Origin of the sequence: Pseudomonas sp. MWU13-2517 (assembly GCF_023242545.1) — a bacterium.
In the GTDB taxonomy this organism is placed as follows: domain Bacteria; phylum Pseudomonadota; class Gammaproteobacteria; order Pseudomonadales; family Pseudomonadaceae; genus Aquipseudomonas.
The window spans coordinates 149,022-169,962 of the sequence record NZ_JALMFA010000016.1; the positions used below are offsets into that span (position 1 = coordinate 149,022).

Here is a 20,941-nt window from a genome sequence, read left to right on the forward strand (position 1 = left end):
GGCCTTTGTAGAATTGCTCATCGCATCGCCTCTTGTCGGTTTTATAGGTGACTGCACTAAGACTCGACCACAGTAAAGTTCATGATTGCCCGCATGACAAATGTGGTTATCGCGATAACCGTTCTCATTAGTCAATTTGGTTATTTACATATACTCAAACATCACTTTTGCGCATAAACGCAAACTGGTATCGTGCGCCGGCTCCGTTGGGAGTGCGCGGCCGTGCGCGCAGATTTGCCGAGAACAGGACCTATATGTACGTATACGACGAATACGATCAGCGCATCATCGAGGACCGCGTCAAGCAGTTCCGTGATCAGACCCGACGCTATCTGGCAGGTGAACTGAGCGAAGAAGAGTTCCGCCCTCTGCGCCTGCAAAATGGCCTTTATGTTCAGCGCTTTGCGCCGATGCTGCGGGTGGCCGTGCCCTATGGCCAGCTGACTTCGCGCCAGGCGCGCATGATGGCCAAGATTGCCCGCGACTACGACAAAGGCTATGCCCACATCAGTACGCGCCAGAACGTACAATTCAACTGGCCGGCGCTGGAAGATGTGCCGGACATCCTGGCCGAACTGGCCACCGTGCAGATGCACGCCATTCAGACCAGCGGTAACTGCCTGCGCAACGTCACCACCGACCAATTTGCCGGTGTGGCTGCCGACGAACTGATCGACCCACGCCCATGGTGTGAAATCGTCCGCCAATGGACCACCTTCCACCCCGAATTCGCCTACCTGCCGCGTAAATTCAAGATCGCCATCAACGGCTCGACCTCGGACCGCGCAGCGATCGAAGTGCACGACATCGGCCTGGAGCCGGTGCACAACGCGGCCGGCGAGCTGGGTTTCCGTGTGCTGGTGGGTGGCGGCCTGGGCCGCACGCCAGTGGTGGGGGCGTTCATCAACGAGTTCCTGCCGTGGCAGGATCTGTTGAGCTACCTCGACGCCATCCTGCGGGTCTACAACCGCTATGGCCGTCGTGACAACAAATACAAGGCCCGGATCAAGATCCTGGTCAAGGCGCTGACCCCTGAGGTCTTTGCCCAGAAAGTCGACGCTGAAATGGAACACCTGCGCGGCGGCCAGACCACCCTGACCGACGCCGAAGTGCACCGCGTGGCCAAGCACTTCATCGACCCTGAATACAAGGCCCTGGCCAACCAGGACGCCGAGCTCGCTGCCCTCGACCAGCAGCACCCCGGCTTCGCCCGCTGGCGTACCCGCAACACCCTGGCGCACAAGAAGCCGGGCTATGTGGCGGTGACCCTGTCGCTGAAACCGACCGGCGTTGCGCCGGGCGATATCACCGACAAGCAACTGGACGCCGTCGCCGACCTGGCCGACCGCTACAGTTTCGGCCAACTGCGCACTTCCCACGAACAGAACATCATCCTCGCCGACGTTGAGCAGAGCCAATTGTTCACGCTCTGGGGCGAGCTGCGCGAAGGCGGTTTCGCCACACCGAATATCGGCCTGCTGACCGATATCATCTGCTGCCCGGGTGGCGATTTCTGCTCCCTGGCCAACGCCAAGTCGATCCCGATCGCCGAATCGATCCAACGCCGTTTTGACGACCTGGACTACCTGTTCGACATCGGCGAGCTGGACCTGAACATTTCCGGTTGCATGAACGCCTGTGGTCACCACCACGTCGGTCACATCGGCATCCTGGGCGTGGACAAGAAAGGCGAAGAATTCTACCAAGTGTCCCTGGGTGGCAGCGCCAGCCGTGATGCGAGCCTGGGCAAGATCCTCGGCCCATCCTTCGCCCAGGAAGCCATGCCCGAGGTGATCGGCAAGCTGATCGACGTGTACATCGAACAGCGTACCGAAGATGAGCGTTTCATCGACACCTACCAGCGCATCGGCATCGACCTGTTCAAGGAGCGCGTCTATGCAGCGAATCATTAAGAACAACGAAGTCGTCGACGAAACCTGGCACCTGCTGCCCAAGGATGCGAGCTTCGACGGCATCTCCAACTGCGACGACCTGATCGTGCCGTTGGCCCTGTGGCGCGAGCACGGCCACGCCCTCAAGGCGCGCGACGGTGGCCTGGGCGTGTGGCTGGACGCCGACGAGGAAGCCGAAGAGATCGGCGAAGACGTGCAGCACTTCCAGGTCATCGCCCTGAACTTCCCGGCCTTCACTGACGGGCGCAACTACTCCAATGCCCGTCTGCTGCGTGACCGTTACGGCTACAAAGGCGAACTGCGCGCGATTGGCGATGTACTGCGCGACCAACTGTTCTACCTGCACCGCTGCGGGTTCGATGCCTTCGCCTTGCGCGCCGACAAAGACCCGTACGAAGCACTGGAAAGCCTCAATGACTTCTCGGTGACGTACCAGGCGGCAACGGATGAGCCGCTGCCGCTGTTTCGTCGACGTTAAGCCTGGATGAAAAAATGGGCACCCGACCCGGTCGGCGTGCCCATTTTTTTAGCTGGCCTTTTGTGCCTGAACTGAAGCGCTATTCAGCGTCTTCCGCATCCGCCTCCGCATTCCTGATCAGCCTCTTGAGCATTCTGTTCATATGAATCAGGCGCTGCTCGATGACATCCAGGCGGGACTTCTCAGTCGGTGCTTCGGATGAATCAGGGGCGACATACGGGTCATACACAAGCCCGTATCTTTTCGCGATGTCTTTCATCTGCGCTTCAACCACATCCATGGTTTTTTCAAGACTGGCCAAACGTCCGTTCGTGTCAGTCGGCGAGCCGGGACCTTTGCTCACTGCCGCGGCGTCCGGGCCTTCGTTGATGGACAGGATTGAGTTGACCATCAGCTCCAGTTTTATTTCATTGTTTTCCAGGCGCGCCTCGGTTTTCTGCTGCTGCGTAGCGCCTGGATCCACGGTCGTTTTGACGCCGCTTGAATTGACCTGTTCGGCACCTGGCAGCCTGGCTTGCGCCTCGATCCGATTGAGAATGCCTTGAGAGGCCAAATGCTGTGCGACAGTGAAGGGAATATTGATCAGGCTCCCCACTGCCGAGTTCACGAAGGCGCTACGTGCGCTGGCGGCAAGTTGTGTGGAGAGCGGCGGGAATGCATTGTTTTTGTGCAGCCCTGCAAGTTTATTCGAGTCACTCAGAGCCCCCTTCGTACCTTTAGGCCTGACAGGTTTGCTCAACACCGGCGGCTTGGGTGTTACCGACGTCTTGACAGGTTGTTTCACTGCCGACGGTTTGGATGCTACCGGTGGTTTGGCAGGTGGAGTCGACACAGGCGGCCTGGCCCGGCTCAAACCGACCCCCTTCAGACCACGCGTGTTGTGGGCACGGATCTCTGCATCGCTCGCCATAGGGTATCGGTTGGCATGCCCCTGATTGTGAGTTGAACGGCGCGTAGCATTCAAAGTACCTGGCACTTCAGGCGACAACGGCGCCACGGTGCCTGAGGTGTGCAGATGAGCCATTGGAACGCGTGGTGAAATAGCCGGTTGATTGGATAACTGCATGGCTGGACCTCTGGGATGTTTAAGAGAGGGCTTCCTGCCGCTTCATCCTCTCAGTGGCTACTGACAAAACTGCAGTTCCATGGCCACACGTTTTATGTCAGTGAGTTCCTCGGCGTGTGCAGGGGGATGACACAAACTTCATATAACGTGGTGAACATACGCCTTGATTGAACTGTCCTCTTCTGATCAGACGCTTTTAATCTCACTGACGATTGGAGTTCTTCATGGCGAAAATCAACCTGGCCCAGCAATTGGCAACCACGCTTGAACAAGCGGGTATCAAGCGCATCTGGGGCCTGACCGGCGACAGCCTCAACGGCCTGACCGACGCCCTGCGCACCATGGACAGCATCGAGTGGATGCACGTGCGCCACGAAGAGGTTGCTGCGTTCGCCGCCGGCGCCGAAGCCGCCGTCACCGGAGAGTTGACGGTGTGCGCCGGCAGTTGCGGGCCGGGCAACCTGCACTTGATCAATGGCCTGTTTGACTGCCATCGCAACCACGTGCCGGTACTGGCCATCGCTGCGCAGATCCCGTCCTCGGAGATCGGCCTCAATTACTTTCAGGAAACCCATCCCCAGGAACTGTTCAAGGAGTGCAGCCATTTCATCGAGCTGGTGAGTAACCCCGCGCAGATGCCCGAGGTGCTGCACCGCGCCATGCGTTCGGCGATTCTGAATCGTGGCGTGGCGGTGGTGGTGATTCCGGGAGACGTGTCGCTGCTGGAAGTGGAAGACCGGCTCAAGCCCTGGCCGGCCCTGCACGCGCCGCGCACGCTACCCGCTGAAGAGGATCTGCTGCGCCTCACCGAACTGCTCCAGAGCAGCCAGAAAGTCACCCTGCTGTGCGGCAGCGGCTGTGCCGGCGCCCACGCCCAAGTGGTGGCCCTGGCCGATGCGCTCGGCGCGCCGGTGGTCCACGCACTGCGTGGCAAAGAGCATGTGGAGTGGGATAACCCGTTCGACGTCGGCATGACCGGCCTGATCGGCTTCAGCTCGGGCTACCACGCCATGCTCAACTGCGACACGCTGGTGATGCTCGGCACCGACTTTCCGTACCGTCAGTTCTACCCAACGGACGCGAAAATCATCCAGGTCGACCGCAATGCCCAGGCCCTGGGCCGTCGCGTGCCTCTGGATTTGGGCATCGCCGCCGACGTCCGCGAAACCATCGATGCACTACTGCCCCGCCTGACCCGCAAAACCGACCGCAGCTTCCTCGACACCTCGTTGAAGCACTACGAGAAAGCCCGCCAGGGGCTGGATGACCTGGCTCAACCGTCGAAAGCCAACCGCCCGATTCACCCGCAATACGTCGCACGTCTGCTGAGTGAACTGGCGGACGACGATGCCATCTTCACCGCCGATGTCGGCTCACCGACGGTCTGGGCCGCCCGTTATCTGAAGATGAATGGCAAGCGCCGCCTGATCGGCTCGTTCAATCACGGTTCCATGGCCAACGCCATGCCCCAGGCCATCGGTGCCCAGGCGGCGTTTGCCGGGCGCCAAGTGATTTCGATGTCCGGCGACGGCGGGTTCACCATGTTGATGGGGGATTTCATCTCATTGGCCCAACTGAAACTGCCGGTAAAAGTCATTGTGTTCAACAACTCGTCCCTGGGTTTTGTCGCCATGGAAATGAAAGCGGCAGGCTACCTCGATACCGGCACAGAACTGAAAAACCCGGACTTCGCGGCCATGTCCAACGCCATGGGCATTCTGGGAATCCGCGTGGAACAATCCGAAGACCTGGAACCGGCACTACGCCGCGCCCTGGCGCATGATGGCCCTGTGCTGGTAGATGTGGTCACCGCCACCCAGGAGCTGGTGATGCCTCCGAGCATCAAGCTAGAACAGGCCAAGGGCTTCAGCCTGTATATGCTCAAGGCGGTCATGAGCGGGCGTGGCGATGAAGTGATTGAACTGGCACGGACCAACTGGTTGCGCTGAGTATCAATAACGATGACCGGCGTCGTAGCGGATCACCGCCCAAGTGATCCCTCCCCTTCAACTGGCCTGAACCCTTCGTAGAAAACCCGGCCTAGTTGGCCGGGTTCGGGGGCATCAGCCGTTCTGCTTGGCAACCCACTTGCCAAAGGCATCAATAAACGCCTGCAGGAAGGGCCTGGTCTTATCCGAGAGCTTGCCCGCCTCGTCAAACACGCTGCCCGCGCCACCCAGGTAAGCCTCGGGCTGCTGCATGCAGGGCACGTCCAGGAACACCAGGGATTGGCGCAGATGGTGGTTGGCGCCAAAACCACCGATGGCCCCCGGCGAGACGCTGATGATAGCCCCCGGCTTGCCGCTCCAGGCGCTTTGCCCATAAGGACGGGAACCGACGTCGATGGCATTCTTCAACGGGGCCGGCACGGAACGGTTGTATTCCGGGGTCACGAACAACACTGCGTCGGATGAGCTCACCTGTTTACGGAAAGTACTGTAGGCTGCCGGCGGTGCTGCACCGTCGATGTCCTCGTTGTAGAGGGGCAAATCGCCAATTTCGACAATGTTCAATTTGAGGTTGGCAGGGGCCAGTTCGGCTAATGCCAGGGCGACCTTGCGGTTGATCGACTCTTTTCTCAAGCTGCCAACCAGGACGGCAATCGTGTAGACCTTGCTCATGGAGGTTTTCCCGACGTCTGACTAAGGAGTGATTAGTTATAGAGTCTTCGCTGCGTGTGCACCAGCAGGTTTTGATAATCATCAAGAGGTTCTCCGCTCCGCGCCATGCGTAGGAAACGTCTGATAATTTCAACGAATAGTATTTTTTTCTTATAGGTAAACTACCCCGCTACATGACGGTCTACAGAACCGCAAATGAGTGTTTATCTCCAGAGGTTCTAAACAGATGGCTGCAGTACTTGTCGGACAGTTCCATGCCAGAGACGCGGAAGGACGCGTGTATTCGGTGCATGAGTTCCAGGAATCCAACCCGGCGCAGGACAGCCAGGCTGGCTCGATGCCTACCACTACCTACAAGTTGGCCATTGGCGACCGTGTAGAAAAATTGGAAGGTGATGAATTCAAACTGATTCAGTCGGGCACGATCATCGTGCGCGAATCGCAAACCACCCTCGCCTCATAAGATCTCGCCTGGTCGACCTGCTCAGTCCTGGCCCTCGATGCCATCGACTGGGCTGGGATCAGCGGTCACGTATCTCCGTCACCTCGATACCCCGCTCGCCGTCGATTTGCTTGAGTGTCACCATCAACTGCCCTTTCTCGCCCTCGACGACAAACATCGAACGCTTGTATCCCTCTGCAGTGTTGGTGGGGTAAGCGACCACCTGCCTGACCAATGCCATTTCCAGCACGGCGCCCACGCGCGCGCTCACCTGTTCCTGGGAACGGATAAACGCTTCGAGCGCGAGGGTTTCAGGTGAGTGTTCTTCGTGATCGTTCAAGAGATAAGCAGCCGCACACCCCAGGCTTACCAGCACCAGGAGTTGCTTGGCCGTCACCCCGAAAAAGTTCGTGGGTAGAGGCATTCGAGACCAGACCTGTTGTTGTTTTAGTGCCGATTAATCGGCTTTGGTCGTTGATGATCAGACGCATCATTCTAATCAGGTCGCGGGGTAATGCCAGATCTATCAGTGGTCGCCGTAGGTAATATCCTTGTTTTCCCCTACCCCGCCCAGCGTGCGGTCCTTGCCGAAGGAGAACAGATCGAAGGGAACATTGGGTTGGCTCGACGGATAATGGTATTGGTAGGCAATGCCCCAAGGGTCCGTCAGCAAGTCCTCGTTGATATACGGCCCCCTCCATTTGGCCTCACCGGCAGGTTGCCGTATCAGCGCTTCAAGCCCTTCGTCATCGCTGAGGTAACGGCCGGTGTCTTGATGAAAGCGCTCGACGGCCTCCCCCAACTGGCTTACCTGGGCTTTGGCGCGGGCTATTTCGACCAAGGTCACATCACCAAACAACCGCGGCCCCAAAGCCAGGGCCAATAGACCCATCACGACTAACACCCCTAAAACCGCCCAGCGCGTATAACCGCGTTGGGTGTGCAACGTTCCAACCACTGCGGTTGATCCGGCCATGAGTACGGCTCCCTGGTAGATTCATACGTTCTTTATAGGGCCTGCTCGTTGCAGTTGCACGCGCGATTAACGCAGGACGCCTGCATCGACAGGGGTGCTCTTTTCCCCGAGCCATTGAAACCCCGTCGCGCGCGCCCTAGACTCCGGCGATGCGTTTACGTCATATCGAAGTGATTCAGGCCATCTTGCAAACCGGACACCTCGGCACCGCCGCCGAATGGTTGCAACTCCCCGTGGGCGATGTAGACGCTGTGCTCAAAGACGCCGAACAGCAATTGGGCTTCATGCTGTTCGCCAGTGTGCGCGGGCGCTTGCAAGCCACCCGGGAGACCCTGGAGCTGCAGGCCGGAATCGCCCAGCTCTATGAGAGCCTGGAGCCGGTGCAACGTCTGGCCAGCCGTTTGAAACACCATCACGCCCCGACCCTGCGTGTCCTGTGCACACCGCCCTTGGCCAACCAGTTGCTGCCGCAAAGCATCGCCATGCTGCGCCGACGCTTTCAAGACACGCCGTGCAACCTGTCGAACCAGCCGACCCGGGAAATTGTCAGGAGCCTGTTGTTGCACGAGGCCGATGTAGGCCTGAGCCTGCATGACCCGGAACACCCGCAAATTCAAAGCACCGTATTGGCCCAGGGCAAATTGCAGTTGCTTGCCCCCCATGGCTGGCTCAAACCCAAGCAGAAGTATATTGCGCTGCAGGACCTGGCCGGGCAGTCGATGATCGGCCTCGAAGGCCAGGACCCGCTGAGCCGCCTGCTGGACGCCAAGTTGCAGGCCCTGCGCCCGCTGCCGGTGGTACAGACGCGGGTGCAAACCTACCAGATGATGCGCAGCATGGTGGAAGCCGGCGAGGGGCTGGCGATTGTCGACCCGTTTACTGCGTTCGGGGCACGCGAAGCCGGGATGGATGCGTGCCCGGTGTCACCGCCGATCCTGGTCAGCCTGTATGCGATGACCTTGAAGGACAGCGTGACGACCCCTGCGCTGAATGCGTTGCTGGAGATCGTCACGCAGAAGGCGCAAAGCCTGTTGGCGGGTTAAGGCGCTTCAGTTTCGGTCTTGAACAAGCGGTACCAGAAGATCGCCACTTCACGGGTATGCGGATCAATGCCGCGATAGCGCAGGTGGTCGACACCTCCCATCACATAGCCACAGCGTTCATACAAGCGGCAGGCACCGAGGTTGTTGTTCTGGGTTTCCAGCATCATGCCCGGCAGGTTTTTCTTGCGGCTCCAGAACTGCGCCACGTCCAGCAACGCCTTGGCCACCCCATGGCGCCGCGCAGTCAGGATCACCGCCAATTCATCAACGTGCGCAAAACCGTTCCAATTGGTGCTCACCACAATGTGCCCCACCGCCTGGTCATCGAGGTAAGCCATGAAGATTGCGCTGTCGGCGGCATCACGGAAACTGGCGAACTCTTCCGGGTCTATGCCATAGCACTTGCGGTACGGCAGGATGCGCTCCACGGGCCATTCATCGACCCGCTTGCCCATCTGCGGCAGGCCGTAGCCGCTGACCTCAAAGCTGAAGTCATTGCCCCACACGTAGGCATCGAAACCCTCGTCGGCCACCCGGACGCTGAGCCCTGGATACTTCAAGTTCATCACTGCGTGCATAACCATCCTTAACCTTTGATGCAATCGACGGTGTAACAACGACCGTTACCGTCATCTTCGTGTTGCAAGCCATGAACATCGGCCACAAACCCTGGGAAGCCGCTATCGAACGTGCGGGCGAACGCCAGGTAATCAATGATCGACCGCGTAGCCTCGGTAAAGCGCTCGCCGGGCATGATCAACGGAATACCCGGCGGATAAGGCACCAGCATCACGGCTGCGATGCGCCCAGGCAAGGCATCTATGGACACGGCCTCCACCTCGCCTCTCACCAACTGGTCGTAGGCATCGGCCGGTTTCATCGCAATCTCGGGCAACACCGTGTACATACGCTTGAGGTGTTTGGCGGTGGCATTGCTGCGGTAACAGCTGTGCAATTGGTCGCACAGGTCACGCAGCCCCAGGCCCTGATAGCGCGATGGCCCCTGCGCATACACCGATGGCAAACAACTGGCCAGGCTGACATTGGCGTCGTAGTTACGCTTGAATTCCAACAACTCGGTGAGCAAGGTACTCCATTTACCCTTGGTAATGCCCATGGAAAACAACACCAGAAATGAATACAGGCCGGTCTTCTCCACCACCAGCCCGCGCTCCCAGAGGAATTTGCTGACGACCGCCGCCGGGATACCGCGATCGCTCAAGGCTCCTCCGGCGTTGAGACCCGGCATCACCAGCGTCACTTTGATCGGGTCCAGCAACACATAATCCTCGGCCACGTCGCCGAAACCATGCCAGTCATCTCCGGGATGCAACAGCCAATCCGTCGTGGCAACCCGGTCGATACCCGCCACCGACGGCGGCTGCCAGATCGAGAACCACCAATCTTCAGCGGCGAGATGCTGGCGCAGGTTGGCCAATGCACGGCGAAAGCTCAGGGCTTCGTCGAACATTTCCTGCAACAGCGAACGCCCGGCAGGCCCCTCCATCATCGCCGAGGCGACGTCCAACGAGGCGATGATGCTGTATTGCGGTGATGTCGAGATATGCATCATGAAGGCTTCATTGAAGCGATCACGGTCCAGTTGGCGGGCGCCACCGTCCTGTACATGGATCATCGACGCCTGGCTGAACGCGGCCAGCAACTTGTGCGTCGAGTGGGTGGTGAACACCAGGGGGCTGTCCGGCGTGCGCGAAGTGCCCATGCCGTAACGCCCGGCAAAAAACTCGTGAAAAGCCGCGTAAGCGTACCAGGCCTCATCAAAGTGCAGCACCTCGGCACTGCTGCCCAGTTGCTGCTTGATCAGCTCGGCGTTGTAACACAGGCCGTCGTAAGTCGAATTGGTCACCACCGCCATCTTCACCTTCGGCGGTCGGCCACGGGTCAAGGGGCTGGCGTCGATCTTGGCGCGGATGGACTCGGGACTGAACTCGCTCAGGGGGATCGGACCGATGATGCCCAGCTCGTTGCGCTCCGGGCACAGGTACAGTGGGATCGCGCCGGTCATGATGATCGAATGCAGTACCGATTTGTGGCAGTTGCGATCCACCAGCACCAGGTCATTGCGACCCACCATGGAGTGCCAGACGATTTTGTTGGCTGTGGACGTGCCATTGATTACGAAGAAGGTGTGATCAGCACCAAAGTTGCGCGCGGCGCGGGCTTCGGCTTCCGCCAGCGGCCCGGTGTGGTCCAGCAGCGAACCGAGTTCCGGCACGGAAACGGACAAATCCGAACGCAGTGTGTTCTCCCCGAAAAACTGGTGGAACGCCTGCCCCACCGGGCTTTTGCGATAGGCCACGCCGCCGCCATGGCCAGGGGTGTGCCAGGAGTAATTGGAATCGGCGGTGTGCTGGACCAGTGCCTTGAAGAAAGGCGGCAGCAAGCCATCAAGGTAAGTGCGCGCAGCACGCGCCACTTGCCGGGCGAGAAACGGCACGGTGTCTTCGAACAGATAAAGAATGCCGCGCAGTTGATTGAGTTCACTCATCGCGTCAGCCGGAGCGTTTTCCAGCGTGACCTGCTCGCCCAGAGCGAAGATCGGCAGGTTGGGCGCCCTCACCCGCGCCAGGCGGATCAGTTCGACCATGTTTTGCAGCAAATGGGTATTTTCCCCGGCGCCTTCGGCTGCAATCAGCATGCAAGCCAGGCCGTGGTGGGTCGATGCCACCAGCCGCCCTTCGGCATAGTCCACGGCGGAGAAAATACTGAAGCCCTCTTGTTCCAACTCCCTGGCGATGCCTCGAACCCGATCACCGGCAACGGTGTCGGCCTTGATGTCGCGGTGCACGATCAGAACGGGAAACTTCAAGTCTTTGTACATGACGGCTTGTAGTCCTGAGGGCTATGCACTCAGGGTAGAAGCTGGAAGAGGATGTGGCGAATGAAGATTATTGTTCCGCCAGTTGCGACCATAACGCGGGCGCACCGGCCGCCTTGGCAATCGCTTCCAATCGCGCCGCATGCTCGGCCAGGTCCTGCTCGCTGGCACGGATAATCGTGGTCGCTTTACGGTCGGCCGGCAGGCGACGGATTTCCGAAGGACGATTGCCTGAGCCTTCCGCCGAACCGGTGCCGTCGGACGCATTACCGGCCAGGGACAGGCTGGTCTGCCCACCGGTCATGGTCAGGTAGACGTCGGCGAGAATCTCGGAGTCGAGCAAGGCGCCGTGCAATTCACGGCCGGAGTTGTCGACGCCGTAGCGTTTGCACAAGGCGTCGAGGCTGTTGCGCTGGCCCGGGTGACGTTCACGAGCCATCATCAGGGTGTCGAGAATCGAGCAGTGCTGGGAAATATCCGCTCGATCCATCTGCCCCATCAGGGCGAATTCGTTGTTGATGAAGCCAACGTCAAACGCCGCGTTGTGGATGATCAGCTGGGCGCCGTTGATGAACTCGAAGAACTCATCCGCCACTTCGGCAAAGCGCGGCTTGCCTTTGAGGAATTCATCGGTGATGCCGTGAACGGCGATAGCGCCTTCGTCACTGTCCCGATCCGGTTGCAGATAGACATGGAAATGACGGCCGGTGAGGCGGCGGCCCATCAACTCGACGCAGCCGATCTCGATGATTCGGTGACCATCGGTCACCGGCATGCCGGTGGTTTCGGTATCGAGTACTACGGATCGGATGGCCATCAGGGTTCAGCTCTCAACGGTGTGGTGTATTTCAAGGGGCGCGATATTAGCACGTCATGCCTCAAGCAGCCCAAGGGCTGACCCAAGGCGCTCAATCCCCGACAGTCTTTTAACAATTCCTGGCAAAGCTGCGCGGGACGACGCTGAATCCTTTGCCGCCACCGATGGCCAGATCCGTGGTGTGCGCCTGGAGGCGGCGTTGGTACATATTTACGAACGCCTGCCAGGGCAGACCTTTACCGACATGCAGCTGGCACAGGCCATCGACGTACGATGAGCATCAGCCCTGCTTGTAGCCCCGCACTTCGTCTACGCCACGGTTAGCCAACTGGTCGGCCCGTTCGTTACCGGGATGGCCAATGTGCCCGCGCACCCATTTCCAGGTAATGTCGTGGCGATTGCATTGCTCATCGAGCAATTGCCACAGGTCGGCATTCTTGACCGGCTCCTTGGCCGCCGTCTTCCAGCCACGCTTCTTCCAATTGACCATCCACTCATTGATGCCCTTCATCACGTACTGCGAGTCAGTCACCAGCAGCACGTTACAGCGGCGCTTGAGCTCTTCCAGGCCACGAATGGCGCCCATCAGCTCCATGCGGTTGTTGGTGGTATTGGCTTCGCCGCCCCACAGTTCCTTCTCCACGCCCTTGCACACCAGCAGGGCCCCCCAGCCACCCGGGCCAGGGTTGCCCTTGCAGGCGCCGTCGGTGAAGAGTTCTACGCTATCGGTCATCGGTTACTCGGCCTGAAATCAAAAAGAGGTTTTACTGTTCGCTTTGCTTGCGGTTGACCTTGGCCAGCGGCATCGGCACCAGTTTGCCTACAGGCTGGCGCAACACCTGACGCACCGGCCGAAGCCCGACCACAATCTTGCGCGCCACCAATAAATAGAAGCCACCACCCGACACTTGCCAGGCCCCGGCCCGGCGTTCCCAGCCGGCCAGGCGTGACTGCCACTTGGTCGAAGCAAGCGGCGGACGATAGCACCCGAAACGACGTTTCTCCAGCGCGAAGCCCAGCAGGTTCAGCCAGTCCCCCACCCGCGACGGCGCGATGCAGCGCGCCTGGCGCAGGCCGTCGTGGGCGAACATATGGCGCAGGCCCCAACTGCTCCAGGGGTTGATGCCGATAATTAGCAGATGGCCACCCGGGCGTACGCTGCTGGCGGCTTCACGGAGCAGGCCGTGGGGAGACAGGCAGAAATCCAGGCCATGTTGCAGCACCACCACATCGGCGGCGTGCTCGCTCAGTGGCCAGGCTTGTTCCTCGCAGACGATTTCCACACCGGGCAACGGTGCCCCCAGGCGCACATTGCGCTGCACCTGCGGCGCCGACGGCGGCGTTTGCGCCGAGGGGCCGTAATGCACCAGGTAGCCACCGAAGAAGCGACCCAGCTCGTCTTCGAGCATGCGTCGTTCTTCCTCCAGCAGAAATTGCCCAATCGGCCCGGACAGCCACTCACGGGCCGCGCTGATCAGGGCCAGCCACTCAGGATCGGCCTGGGCGAACGCTTTATCAGTCATTGCATTCTCCAACTCGCCTAGACGTTCTAAGATGCACCAATGTGTTCAGCTTGGCGAATCGAAGAATGATACAGATCAGTGCGCTACCCGCCTTCACCGACAACTACATCTGGTTGTTACAAGACCCGCTTACCCAACACTGCGCCGTCGTCGACCCCGGCGATGCCGGTCCGGTACTCGCCTGGCTCAAGGCCCACCCCGGTTGGGTGCTCAGCGATATCCTGATCACCCACCACCACCATGATCATGTCGGCGGTGTCGAGCAACTGAAAAGTGTTACAGGCGCCAAGGTCTACGGCCCGGCCAACGAGAAGATCCCGGCACGGGACATTGCCCTGCAGGATAACGACCGAGTCACGGTGCTGGGCTGGGACTTCGACGTTTATACCGTGCCCGGCCACACCCTCGGCCATATCGCCTATTACCACCAGGGCGTGCTGTTCTGCGGCGACACCCTGTTTGCCGCCGGCTGCGGGCGCCTGTTCGAAGGCACTCCGGAGCAAATGCACACCTCGTTGCAGCGCCTCGCCGCCCTGCCCGTCGACACGTTGGTGTACTGCACCCACGAGTACACGCAAAGCAACCTCAGATTTGCCCAGGCCGTGGAGCCGGATAACGCGGATATTGCCGAACGGGTAGAGAACGTCAACCAACTGCGAGCCCGTGGCGAGATGACACTGCCGTCCAACCTGGCCCTGGAAAAACGCACCAACCCCTTTCTACGCACTGCTGAAACATCCGTTAAACAAAAAGCGGACGAACGGAACGGTCGTGACAACCGCTCTGGGGCCGAGGTGTTTGCTAGCTTGAGGGCATGGAAAGATAAGTTCTAACGGGAAGCAATCTGATACGCAATTTCTGAATGGTTGACCGGAACCGAAGCGCTTTCTAGAATCGCCCGACATTTTTGCCCGGAACTTACTTCCAGCCAATGTCGTCATCTATTCGTAAATCCATTTCTTCAGACGCATTGACCCGCCTGGCTCAAGCCGTGGCGGTGGCTGTGTCCGCGACTCTGGCGGGCTGCCAATCGACGAATTTCGCTGCACAATCCACCGTGCAACCCAAACCCAATCTTGCCGCCAAGATCAAGCAGAAACCTATCTGGCTCTCAGAGAAGCCCAGCCCCGAAGTGCCCCAGGATGTCTGGGAACGCATGCGACGGGGCTTTCAATTGCAGGACGGCCTGGGCGTCAACCCGCGCATCGAGCAACAGCGCCTGTGGTTCGCCAGCAACCCGTCCTTTCTGGAGAACGCCGGAGAACGCGGCAGCCTCTACATTCACTACATCGTCGAACGTCTCGAAGAACGTAACATGCCCTTGGAGCTGGCGCTGCTGCCGGTGATTGAGAGTGCCTACAACCCAATGGCCTATTCGCGTAGCGATGCGGTCGGTTTGTGGCAGTTCATCCCCTCCACCGGGCGCTACTTCAACTTGCGCCAGACCCGCGCCTACGACGGCCGCCGCGACATCACCGCGTCCACTACGGCCGCGCTGGACTACCTGACGCGCCTGCATGACATGTTCAACGGCGACTGGTTGCTGGCCCTGGCGGCGTATAACGCCGGCGAAGGTACGGTCAGCCGGGCCATCGAGCGTAACGAAAAGCTCGGCCTGCCCACCGACTACTGGAACCTGCCCCTGCCCCAGGAAACCAAGGACTACGTGCCCAAGTTCCTGGCGCTGTCCCAGGTGGTACTGGCGCCGGAGGCGTACGGTGTCAACCTGAACCCGATTGCCAACCAGCCGTACTTCGAAGTGGTTGAAGTCAAGCAGAGCATGGACCTGTCACGGGTTGCCGCGCTTGCTGAAATCGACGAAGACGAACTGTTCCAGCTCAACCCGGCCCTGAAGCAACGCACCACTCTGGACGGCCCCCAGCATTTGCTGGTGCCCAGCTCCAAAGCTCAACTGCTGACCAGCACCCTTTCGACGATGAGGCCGGAAGAATTGCTGGCTATGCGCCCGAAAAAGGCCGTGTTCGACGAAGTCGAGACAAAAGCCGTTGCCGGACGCACCCGCAGCTACAAGGTGCGAACCGGCGACAACCTGACCCTGATCGCCAAAGCCAACAAGGTCGATGTACATGACCTGCAGCGTTGGAACAAGCTCAACGGGCAGGCGCTCAAGGTCGGCCAGACCCTGGTGATGCAGGACACGCGCAAGGTTGTGGCCAGCAGCAAGAAGCCTGTGCAGTACAAGGTCAAGAAAGGCGACTCGTTGTACATCGTCGCCAAACGCTTCAACGTCGAGATGCAACACCTCAAGCGTTGGAACCCACGCACAGGCCAGGCATTGAAGCCAGGGCAGATGCTCGTGGTTTCCGGCCCGCGCTGAGGCCCTCGGGAACACCTGAAAGCGAATGTGGGCGGGGCTCCCCTCCCACATTGCATCTCCATCCTCCCAACTGGCTTTTTCCAACCGGAACAAGCTGTTACTGTACCGATCATAAAGCCCAAGCCGCCTGGATCGGATCTCTGACTTGAAGCGTCCCCTCCTTCTACTAATAAGTCTGGCCTTGAGCTTCACTGCGAACGCGACGATTACCGAGAGCCACGGTTACACGCAGTTCGGCACGCTCAAGTACCCGACCAAATTCACCCACTTCGATTGGGTAAACCCTGCAGCGCCCAAAGGCGGAACATTGCGGGTCATGGCATTTGGCACGTTCGACACTCTCAACCCCTACACCTTCAAGGGCTCCAGCCCGGTTTCCACGCCCAACTTCCTGCAATACGGCGTCAATGAGTTGAACGAGCCGCTGATGGTCGGCACCGGCCAGTACGCCCCGTCCGGTGATGAGCCCACCTCCAGCTACGGGCTGATCGCTCAGTCGGTGGAATACAGCGAGGACCGCAGTTGGGTGGTGTTCAATCTGCGCCCCGAAGCACGCTTTCACGATGGCAAGCCGATTACGGCGTATGACGTGGCGTTTTCCTACCGTACGCTGCTGACCGAAGGCCACCCGCAGTACCGCACCAACCTGCAGGAAGTGGCGCGGGTCGACATTCTCAATCGTCACCGTATCCGCTTTGTATTCAAGCGCGCCGGCAACCCGCTGCTGATCCTGCGCCTGGGCGAGCTGCCGGTGCTGCCCCAGCACTACTGGAAAAACCGCGACTTCAAGGCCACCACCTTCGAGCCCCCCTTGGGCAGCGGACCGTACCGCATCACCAAGGTCACGCCAGGGCGTCAGCTGGTATTCGAGCGGGTCAAGGATTACTGGGGCAAGGACCTGCCGGTCAATCAGGGTTTCTACAACTACGACAAGGTCGAAGTGGAGTTCTACCGCGACAGTGACGTAGCGTTCGAAGCCTTCAAGGCCGGCGAGTTCGACATCTATATCGAGCACCAGGCCAAGAACTGGGCCACCGGCTACAACTTTCCGGCGGTCAACCGAGGCGACGTGATCAAGGCGCAGATCGCCCATCAGATCCCGACCCAAAGCCAGGGTCTGTTCATGAACACTCGGCGGCCGGCCTTCAGCCAAGCCAAAGTGCGCGAAGCCCTGGGGCTGATGTTCGACTTTGAATGGACCAACCGCTCCCTGTTCAGCAGCGCCTATAAACGCAGCGTCAGTTATTACCCCAACAGCGAGTTTTCGGCGACCGGTGTGCCGGTGGGCCATGAATGGCTGATGCTCTCACCCTACCGCGATCAGTTACCGGCGCCCCTGTTTACCCAGCCGTTCAGCCTGCCGCAGACCGACGGCCGCGGCATTCCCCGCGAGACCATGCGTCGGGCCTTGGCGTTGCTCGGTGAGGCGGGATGGAAACTGACGGGGCAACGTTTGCTCGACAGCAAGGGGCAACCGCTGCGCCTGGAGATCCTGCTGGTCAACCCGAACCTGGAGCGCATCCTGCAGCCCTATGTCGAGAACCTGCTCAGTATCGGCGTCGACGCACGCCTGCGCACCGTTGACCGGGCGCAATACAAGCAACGCCTGGATCAGTTCGACTTCGACATGATCCTGATGACCCTGAACCAGACCTTGAGCCCGGGCCTTGAGCAGTGGCAGTACTTCCACTCCAGCCAGGCGGCGATCAAGGGCAGCAAGAACTATGCAGGCATCGCCAACCCCGTGGTCGATCACCTGCTGGAACAACTGCTGGCCGCGCAGACCCGCGACGAGCAACTGGCCGCCGGCCGGGCGCTGGACCGCGTGCTGCTGTGGCAGCACTACAGCATTCCCAACTGGTACCTCAACTATCATCGACTGGCGTACCGCAACCGGTTCGCCTTTGTCACCACGCCGCCCTACAGCCTGGGCCTGAGCGCGTGGTGGCTCAAAGCTTCGGAGAAAGCCCAATGATGTCTTTGCGTACGGCACTGCTTGGCAGCCTCTTGCTGTGTACCGCGGCCCAGGCCGCTCCGCAGCATGCGTTGACGCTCTACAACGAGCCGCCGAAATACCCGGCCGACTTCAAGCACTTCGACTACGTCAACCCCAATGCCCCCAAGGGCGGTACCTTCCGCGAATCGGCCATGGGCGGCTTCGACAGCCTCAACCCCTACATCAGCAAAGGCGTTCCCGCCGATAACATCGGCCTGATCTACGACACCCTCGCCATGCAAAGCCTGGACGAACCCATCACCGAATACGGGCTGGTCGCCGGCAAGATCGAAAAAGCCCCGGACAACAGTTGGGTACGCTTTTACCTGCGCCCCGAAGCGCGCTTTCATGATGGACAGCCGATCCGCGCCGACGATGTGGTGTTCACCTTCCAGACCCTGCTCAAGGACGGCTCGCCGATCTACCGCACTTACTACGCCGACGTCGATGAAGTAGTGGCTGAAGATCCGTTGCGCGTGCTGTTCAAGTTCAAGCGCACCAACAACCGCGAATTACCGTTGATCCTCGGTCAGTTGCCGGTGCTGCCCAAGCATTGGTGGGCAACCCGGGACTTTTCCAAAGGCAACCTGGAAATCCCGCTGGGCAGCGGGCCGTACAAAGTCGCCGAGGTCAAGGCCGGACGCATGATTCGCTATGAACGGGTCAAGGACTACTGGGCCAAGGACCTGCCGATCACCCAGGGTTTCTACAACTTCGACAACCGCGTCACCGACTATTACCGCGACAACACTGTCGCCCTGGAAGCGTTGAAAGCCGGGCAGTTCGACTACTGGCTGGAAATCAGCGCCAAGAACTGGGCCAACGCGTACAACATTCCGGCTGTCGCTCAAGGCCGCTTGATCAAGGAAGAAATCCCCAACGGCAACCCCACCGGCATGCAGGGCTTTGTGTTTAATACGCGCAAGCCGATGTTCCAGGATGTTCGCGTGCGCAAGGCAATCAGCCTGTTGCTGGACTTTGAATGGAGCAACAAGCAACTGTTCAACGGCGCCTATACCCGCAGCCGCAGTTACTTTGAAAACTCGGAAATGGCCGCCACCGGCTTACCCGGCCCGGACGAGCTGGCGATTCTTGAGCCGCTGCGCGACAAGATCCCGGCCGAGGTGTTCACCCAAGCCTTCGAGCCTGCCAAAACCGACGGCAGCGGCATGATCCGCGCCCAGCAGCGTGAGGCTTACCAGTTGCTGCAGGAGGCCGGCTGGAAGATCGTCAACGACAAAATGGTCGACACCACCGGCAAACCGGTGACCATCGAGTTCCTGCTGGCCCAGACCGAATTCGAGCGCATCCTGCTGCCGTTCAAGCGCAACCTCGCCGACCTGGGCATCGACCTGGTGATTCGCCGGGTCGACGTGTCGCAATACATCAACCGCCTGCGCTCGCGGGACTTCGACATGCTGGTGGGCAGTTTCCCCCAATCCACGTCGCCAGGTAACGAGCAGCGTGAATTCTGGAAATCCTCCAGCGCCGACAAACCCGGCAGCCGCAACTACATGGGCCTCAAGGACCCGGCGGTCGACCAATTGGTGGAAGAGTTGATCGACGCCGACTCGCGCAAAAGCCTGGTGGCCCATGCCAAGGCCCTGGACCGCGTGCTGCAGTTCGGTTACTACGTCATCCCCAACTGGCACATCAAGACATTCCGCGTCGCCTACTGGGACCATCTGGGCCACCCCAAGGTCCCGCCGCGCTATGACGTCGGTACGGTCACCTGGTGGGCCAAACCCAACGTCAAACCCGCGGTTTCCCTCGACACGACTCAAAGCGCCGACCCGGCGAGCGGAGGCAATTGAATGCTGGCCTATATTCTTCGCCGCCTGTTGCTGATCATCCCCACGCTGTTCGGGATACTGCTGATCAACTTCATCATCATCCAGGCCGCCCCCGGCGGCCCGGTGGAACAGATGATCGCCAAGCTCGAAGGCTTTGACGGCGCCACCAGTCGCATTGCGGGCGGCGGCGCCGAAGTCTCGGTGGCCGGCTCCAGTTATCGGGGCGCCCAGGGGCTGGACCCGGCGCTGATCAAGGAAATCGAGAAGATGTACGGCTTCGACAAGTCGGCACCGGAACGTTTGTGGATCATGGTCAAGAACTACGCCCGGCTGGACTTCGGCGACAGCTTCTTCCGCGATGCCAAGGTCATCGACCTGATCAAGGAAAAGATGCCGGTGTCCATCTCCCTCGGGTTGTGGAGCACGCTGATCATGTACCTGGTGTCGATCCCGCTGGGCATCGCCAAGGCCACGCGCCATGGCAGCCACTTCGATGTGTGGACCAGCTCGGCGATCATCGTCGGCTACGCGATCCCGGCGTTCCTGTTCGCTATCCTGCTGATCGTGGTGTTTGCCGGCGGCAGTTATTTCGACTGGTTCCCGTTGCGCGGTCTCACCTCCAACAATTTCGATGAGTTGAGTTGGGGCGGCAAGGTCCTCGATTACTTCTGGCACCTGGCGCTGCCGATTACCGCGCTGGTGATCGGCAACTTCGCGACGATGACGCTGCTGACCAAAAACAGCTTTCTCGACGAGATCAACAAGCAGTACGTGATCACGGCCAAAGCCAAAGGCTTGACCAACCACCGCGTGCTCTACGGTCATGTATTCCGCAACGCGATGCTGCTGGTCATCGCCGGATTCCCGTCAGCCTTCATCGGGATCTTCTTCACCGGCTCATTGCTGGTGGAAGTGATCTTCTCCCTCGACGGCCTGGGCCTGATGAGCTTTGAAGCGGCGATCAACCGCGACTACCCGGTGGTGTTCGGTACGCTGTTTATCTTCACCCTGCTGGGGCTGATCGTGAAGTTGATCGGCGACCTCACCTACACGCTGGTCGATCCGCGCATCGACTTCGCCAGCCGGGAGCATTGAG

19 protein-coding genes and 1 pseudogene are annotated in these 20,941 nt (G+C 59.8%); 11 read left to right on the forward strand and 9 right to left on the reverse strand.

Annotated elements, in window-relative coordinates; genetic code table 11:
• The first annotated feature begins 254 nt into the window (after positions 1-254).
• Both M5B97_RS22645 and M5B97_RS22650 read left to right on the forward strand, forming a co-directional pair.
• On the forward strand, positions 255-1,913 hold the full coding sequence (locus M5B97_RS22645; protein WP_123718176.1) for a nitrite/sulfite reductase: 1,659 nt from the start codon (positions 255-257) through the stop codon (positions 1,911-1,913).
• The gene (locus M5B97_RS22650; protein ID WP_123718175.1) at positions 1,897-2,391 is read left to right on the forward strand and encodes a DUF934 domain-containing protein; all 495 of its coding nucleotides are present in this window, start codon (positions 1,897-1,899) and stop codon (positions 2,389-2,391) included. The genes M5B97_RS22645 and M5B97_RS22650 overlap by 17 nt, the downstream gene beginning before the upstream one ends.
• Before the next feature lie 79 nt (positions 2,392-2,470).
• Here M5B97_RS22650 and M5B97_RS22655 read toward each other — a convergent pair whose 3' ends face one another.
• Positions 2,471-3,457 carry a hypothetical protein gene (locus tag M5B97_RS22655; protein ID WP_248732704.1) on the reverse strand — a complete coding sequence of 329 codons (987 nt, stop codon included), beginning with the start codon at positions 3,455-3,457 and terminating at the stop codon, positions 2,471-2,473.
• A 224-nt stretch (positions 3,458-3,681) separates the two neighbouring features.
• Between M5B97_RS22655 and poxB the strand changes: the two genes are divergently transcribed.
• Positions 3,682-5,406: a ubiquinone-dependent pyruvate dehydrogenase gene (poxB, locus tag M5B97_RS22660; protein ID WP_248732705.1), complete on the forward strand. Its 1,725-nt coding sequence runs from the start codon at positions 3,682-3,684 to the stop codon at positions 5,404-5,406.
• Positions 5,407-5,520: 114 nt separating this feature from the next.
• Here poxB and M5B97_RS22665 read toward each other — a convergent pair whose 3' ends face one another.
• Positions 5,521-6,078 carry an NAD(P)H-dependent oxidoreductase gene (locus M5B97_RS22665; RefSeq protein ID WP_134660844.1) on the reverse strand — a complete coding sequence of 186 codons (558 nt, stop codon included), beginning with the start codon at positions 6,076-6,078 and terminating at the stop codon, positions 5,521-5,523.
• Positions 6,079-6,304: 226 nt separating this feature from the next.
• Here M5B97_RS22665 and M5B97_RS22670 point away from each other — a divergent pair, with 226 nt between their 5' ends.
• Entirely contained in the window at positions 6,305-6,541 is a 237-nt protein-coding gene (locus M5B97_RS22670) for a hypothetical protein (protein WP_123718173.1), read from the forward strand.
• A gap of 58 nt (positions 6,542-6,599) precedes the next feature.
• On the opposite strand, the gene M5B97_RS22675 is transcribed toward M5B97_RS22670, so the two are convergent.
• The gene (locus M5B97_RS22675; protein WP_134660845.1) at positions 6,600-6,944 is read right to left on the reverse strand and encodes a hypothetical protein; all 345 of its coding nucleotides are present in this window, start codon (positions 6,942-6,944) and stop codon (positions 6,600-6,602) included.
• Between the two features lie 102 nt (positions 6,945-7,046).
• The gene (gspG, locus tag M5B97_RS22680) at positions 7,047-7,496 is read right to left on the reverse strand and encodes a type II secretion system major pseudopilin GspG (protein ID WP_248732706.1); all 450 of its coding nucleotides are present in this window, start codon (positions 7,494-7,496) and stop codon (positions 7,047-7,049) included.
• Positions 7,497-7,645: 149 nt separating this feature from the next.
• Here gspG and M5B97_RS22685 point away from each other — a divergent pair, with 149 nt between their 5' ends.
• Positions 7,646-8,539 (forward strand): LysR substrate-binding domain-containing protein, encoded by an 894-nt coding sequence (locus M5B97_RS22685; RefSeq protein WP_248732707.1) that lies wholly within the window; start codon positions 7,646-7,648, stop codon positions 8,537-8,539.
• Here M5B97_RS22685 and M5B97_RS22690 read toward each other — a convergent pair.
• The 3 genes from M5B97_RS22690 to dnaQ all read right to left on the reverse strand — a co-directional run bounded on the left by M5B97_RS22690 (position 8,536) and on the right by dnaQ (position 12,189).
• Positions 8,536-9,117: a GNAT family N-acetyltransferase gene (locus M5B97_RS22690; protein WP_123718170.1), complete on the reverse strand. Its 582-nt coding sequence runs from the start codon at positions 9,115-9,117 to the stop codon at positions 8,536-8,538. The two genes, M5B97_RS22685 and M5B97_RS22690, sit on opposite strands and share 4 nt — an antisense overlap.
• An 8-nt stretch (positions 9,118-9,125) precedes the next feature.
• Positions 9,126-11,381, reverse strand: coding sequence for an Orn/Lys/Arg decarboxylase N-terminal domain-containing protein (locus M5B97_RS22695; protein WP_248732708.1), 2,256 nt, complete (start codon positions 11,379-11,381; stop codon positions 9,126-9,128).
• Positions 11,382-11,448: 67 nt separating this feature from the next.
• Complete coding sequence (gene dnaQ / locus M5B97_RS22700) at positions 11,449-12,189, reverse strand: DNA polymerase III subunit epsilon (protein ID WP_167659683.1); 741 nt, start codon at positions 12,187-12,189, stop codon at positions 11,449-11,451.
• Positions 12,190-12,319: 130 nt separating this feature from the next.
• On the opposite strand from dnaQ, the pseudogene M5B97_RS27735 reads away from it, so the two are divergent.
• A pseudogene (locus M5B97_RS27735) lies at positions 12,320-12,472 on the forward strand (DUF2388 domain-containing protein); the annotation flags it as partial.
• A 3-nt stretch (positions 12,473-12,475) separates the two neighbouring features.
• On the opposite strand, the gene rnhA reads toward M5B97_RS27735, so the two are convergent.
• Positions 12,476-12,928, reverse strand: coding sequence for a ribonuclease HI (rnhA, locus tag M5B97_RS22710; protein WP_034097030.1), 453 nt, complete (start codon positions 12,926-12,928; stop codon positions 12,476-12,478).
• A gap of 31 nt (positions 12,929-12,959) precedes the next feature.
• Positions 12,960-13,718: a methyltransferase domain-containing protein gene (locus M5B97_RS22715; RefSeq protein ID WP_134660851.1), complete on the reverse strand. Its 759-nt coding sequence runs from the start codon at positions 13,716-13,718 to the stop codon at positions 12,960-12,962.
• Positions 13,719-13,783: 65 nt separating this feature from the next.
• Here M5B97_RS22715 and gloB point away from each other — a divergent pair, with 65 nt between their 5' ends.
• From gloB to M5B97_RS22740, 5 genes are all read left to right on the forward strand, one after another.
• Positions 13,784-14,551 (forward strand): hydroxyacylglutathione hydrolase, encoded by a 768-nt coding sequence (gene gloB, locus M5B97_RS22720; protein WP_248732709.1) that lies wholly within the window; start codon positions 13,784-13,786, stop codon positions 14,549-14,551.
• 98 nt (positions 14,552-14,649) lie between these two features.
• On the forward strand, positions 14,650-16,056 hold the full coding sequence (locus tag M5B97_RS22725) for a transglycosylase SLT domain-containing protein (RefSeq protein ID WP_134660853.1): 1,407 nt from the start codon (positions 14,650-14,652) through the stop codon (positions 16,054-16,056).
• A 145-nt stretch (positions 16,057-16,201) separates the two neighbouring features.
• On the forward strand, positions 16,202-18,031 hold the full coding sequence (locus M5B97_RS22730; protein ID WP_248732710.1) for an extracellular solute-binding protein: 1,830 nt from the start codon (positions 16,202-16,204) through the stop codon (positions 18,029-18,031).
• Positions 18,028-19,866, forward strand: coding sequence for an extracellular solute-binding protein (locus M5B97_RS22735; RefSeq protein ID WP_134660855.1), 1,839 nt, complete (start codon positions 18,028-18,030; stop codon positions 19,864-19,866). Before M5B97_RS22730 ends, M5B97_RS22735 begins: the two co-directional genes overlap by 4 nt.
• Complete coding sequence (locus M5B97_RS22740) at positions 19,867-20,940, forward strand: microcin C ABC transporter permease YejB (protein ID WP_248732711.1); 1,074 nt, start codon at positions 19,867-19,869, stop codon at positions 20,938-20,940.
• The last annotated feature ends 1 nt before the right edge of the window (position 20,941 follow it).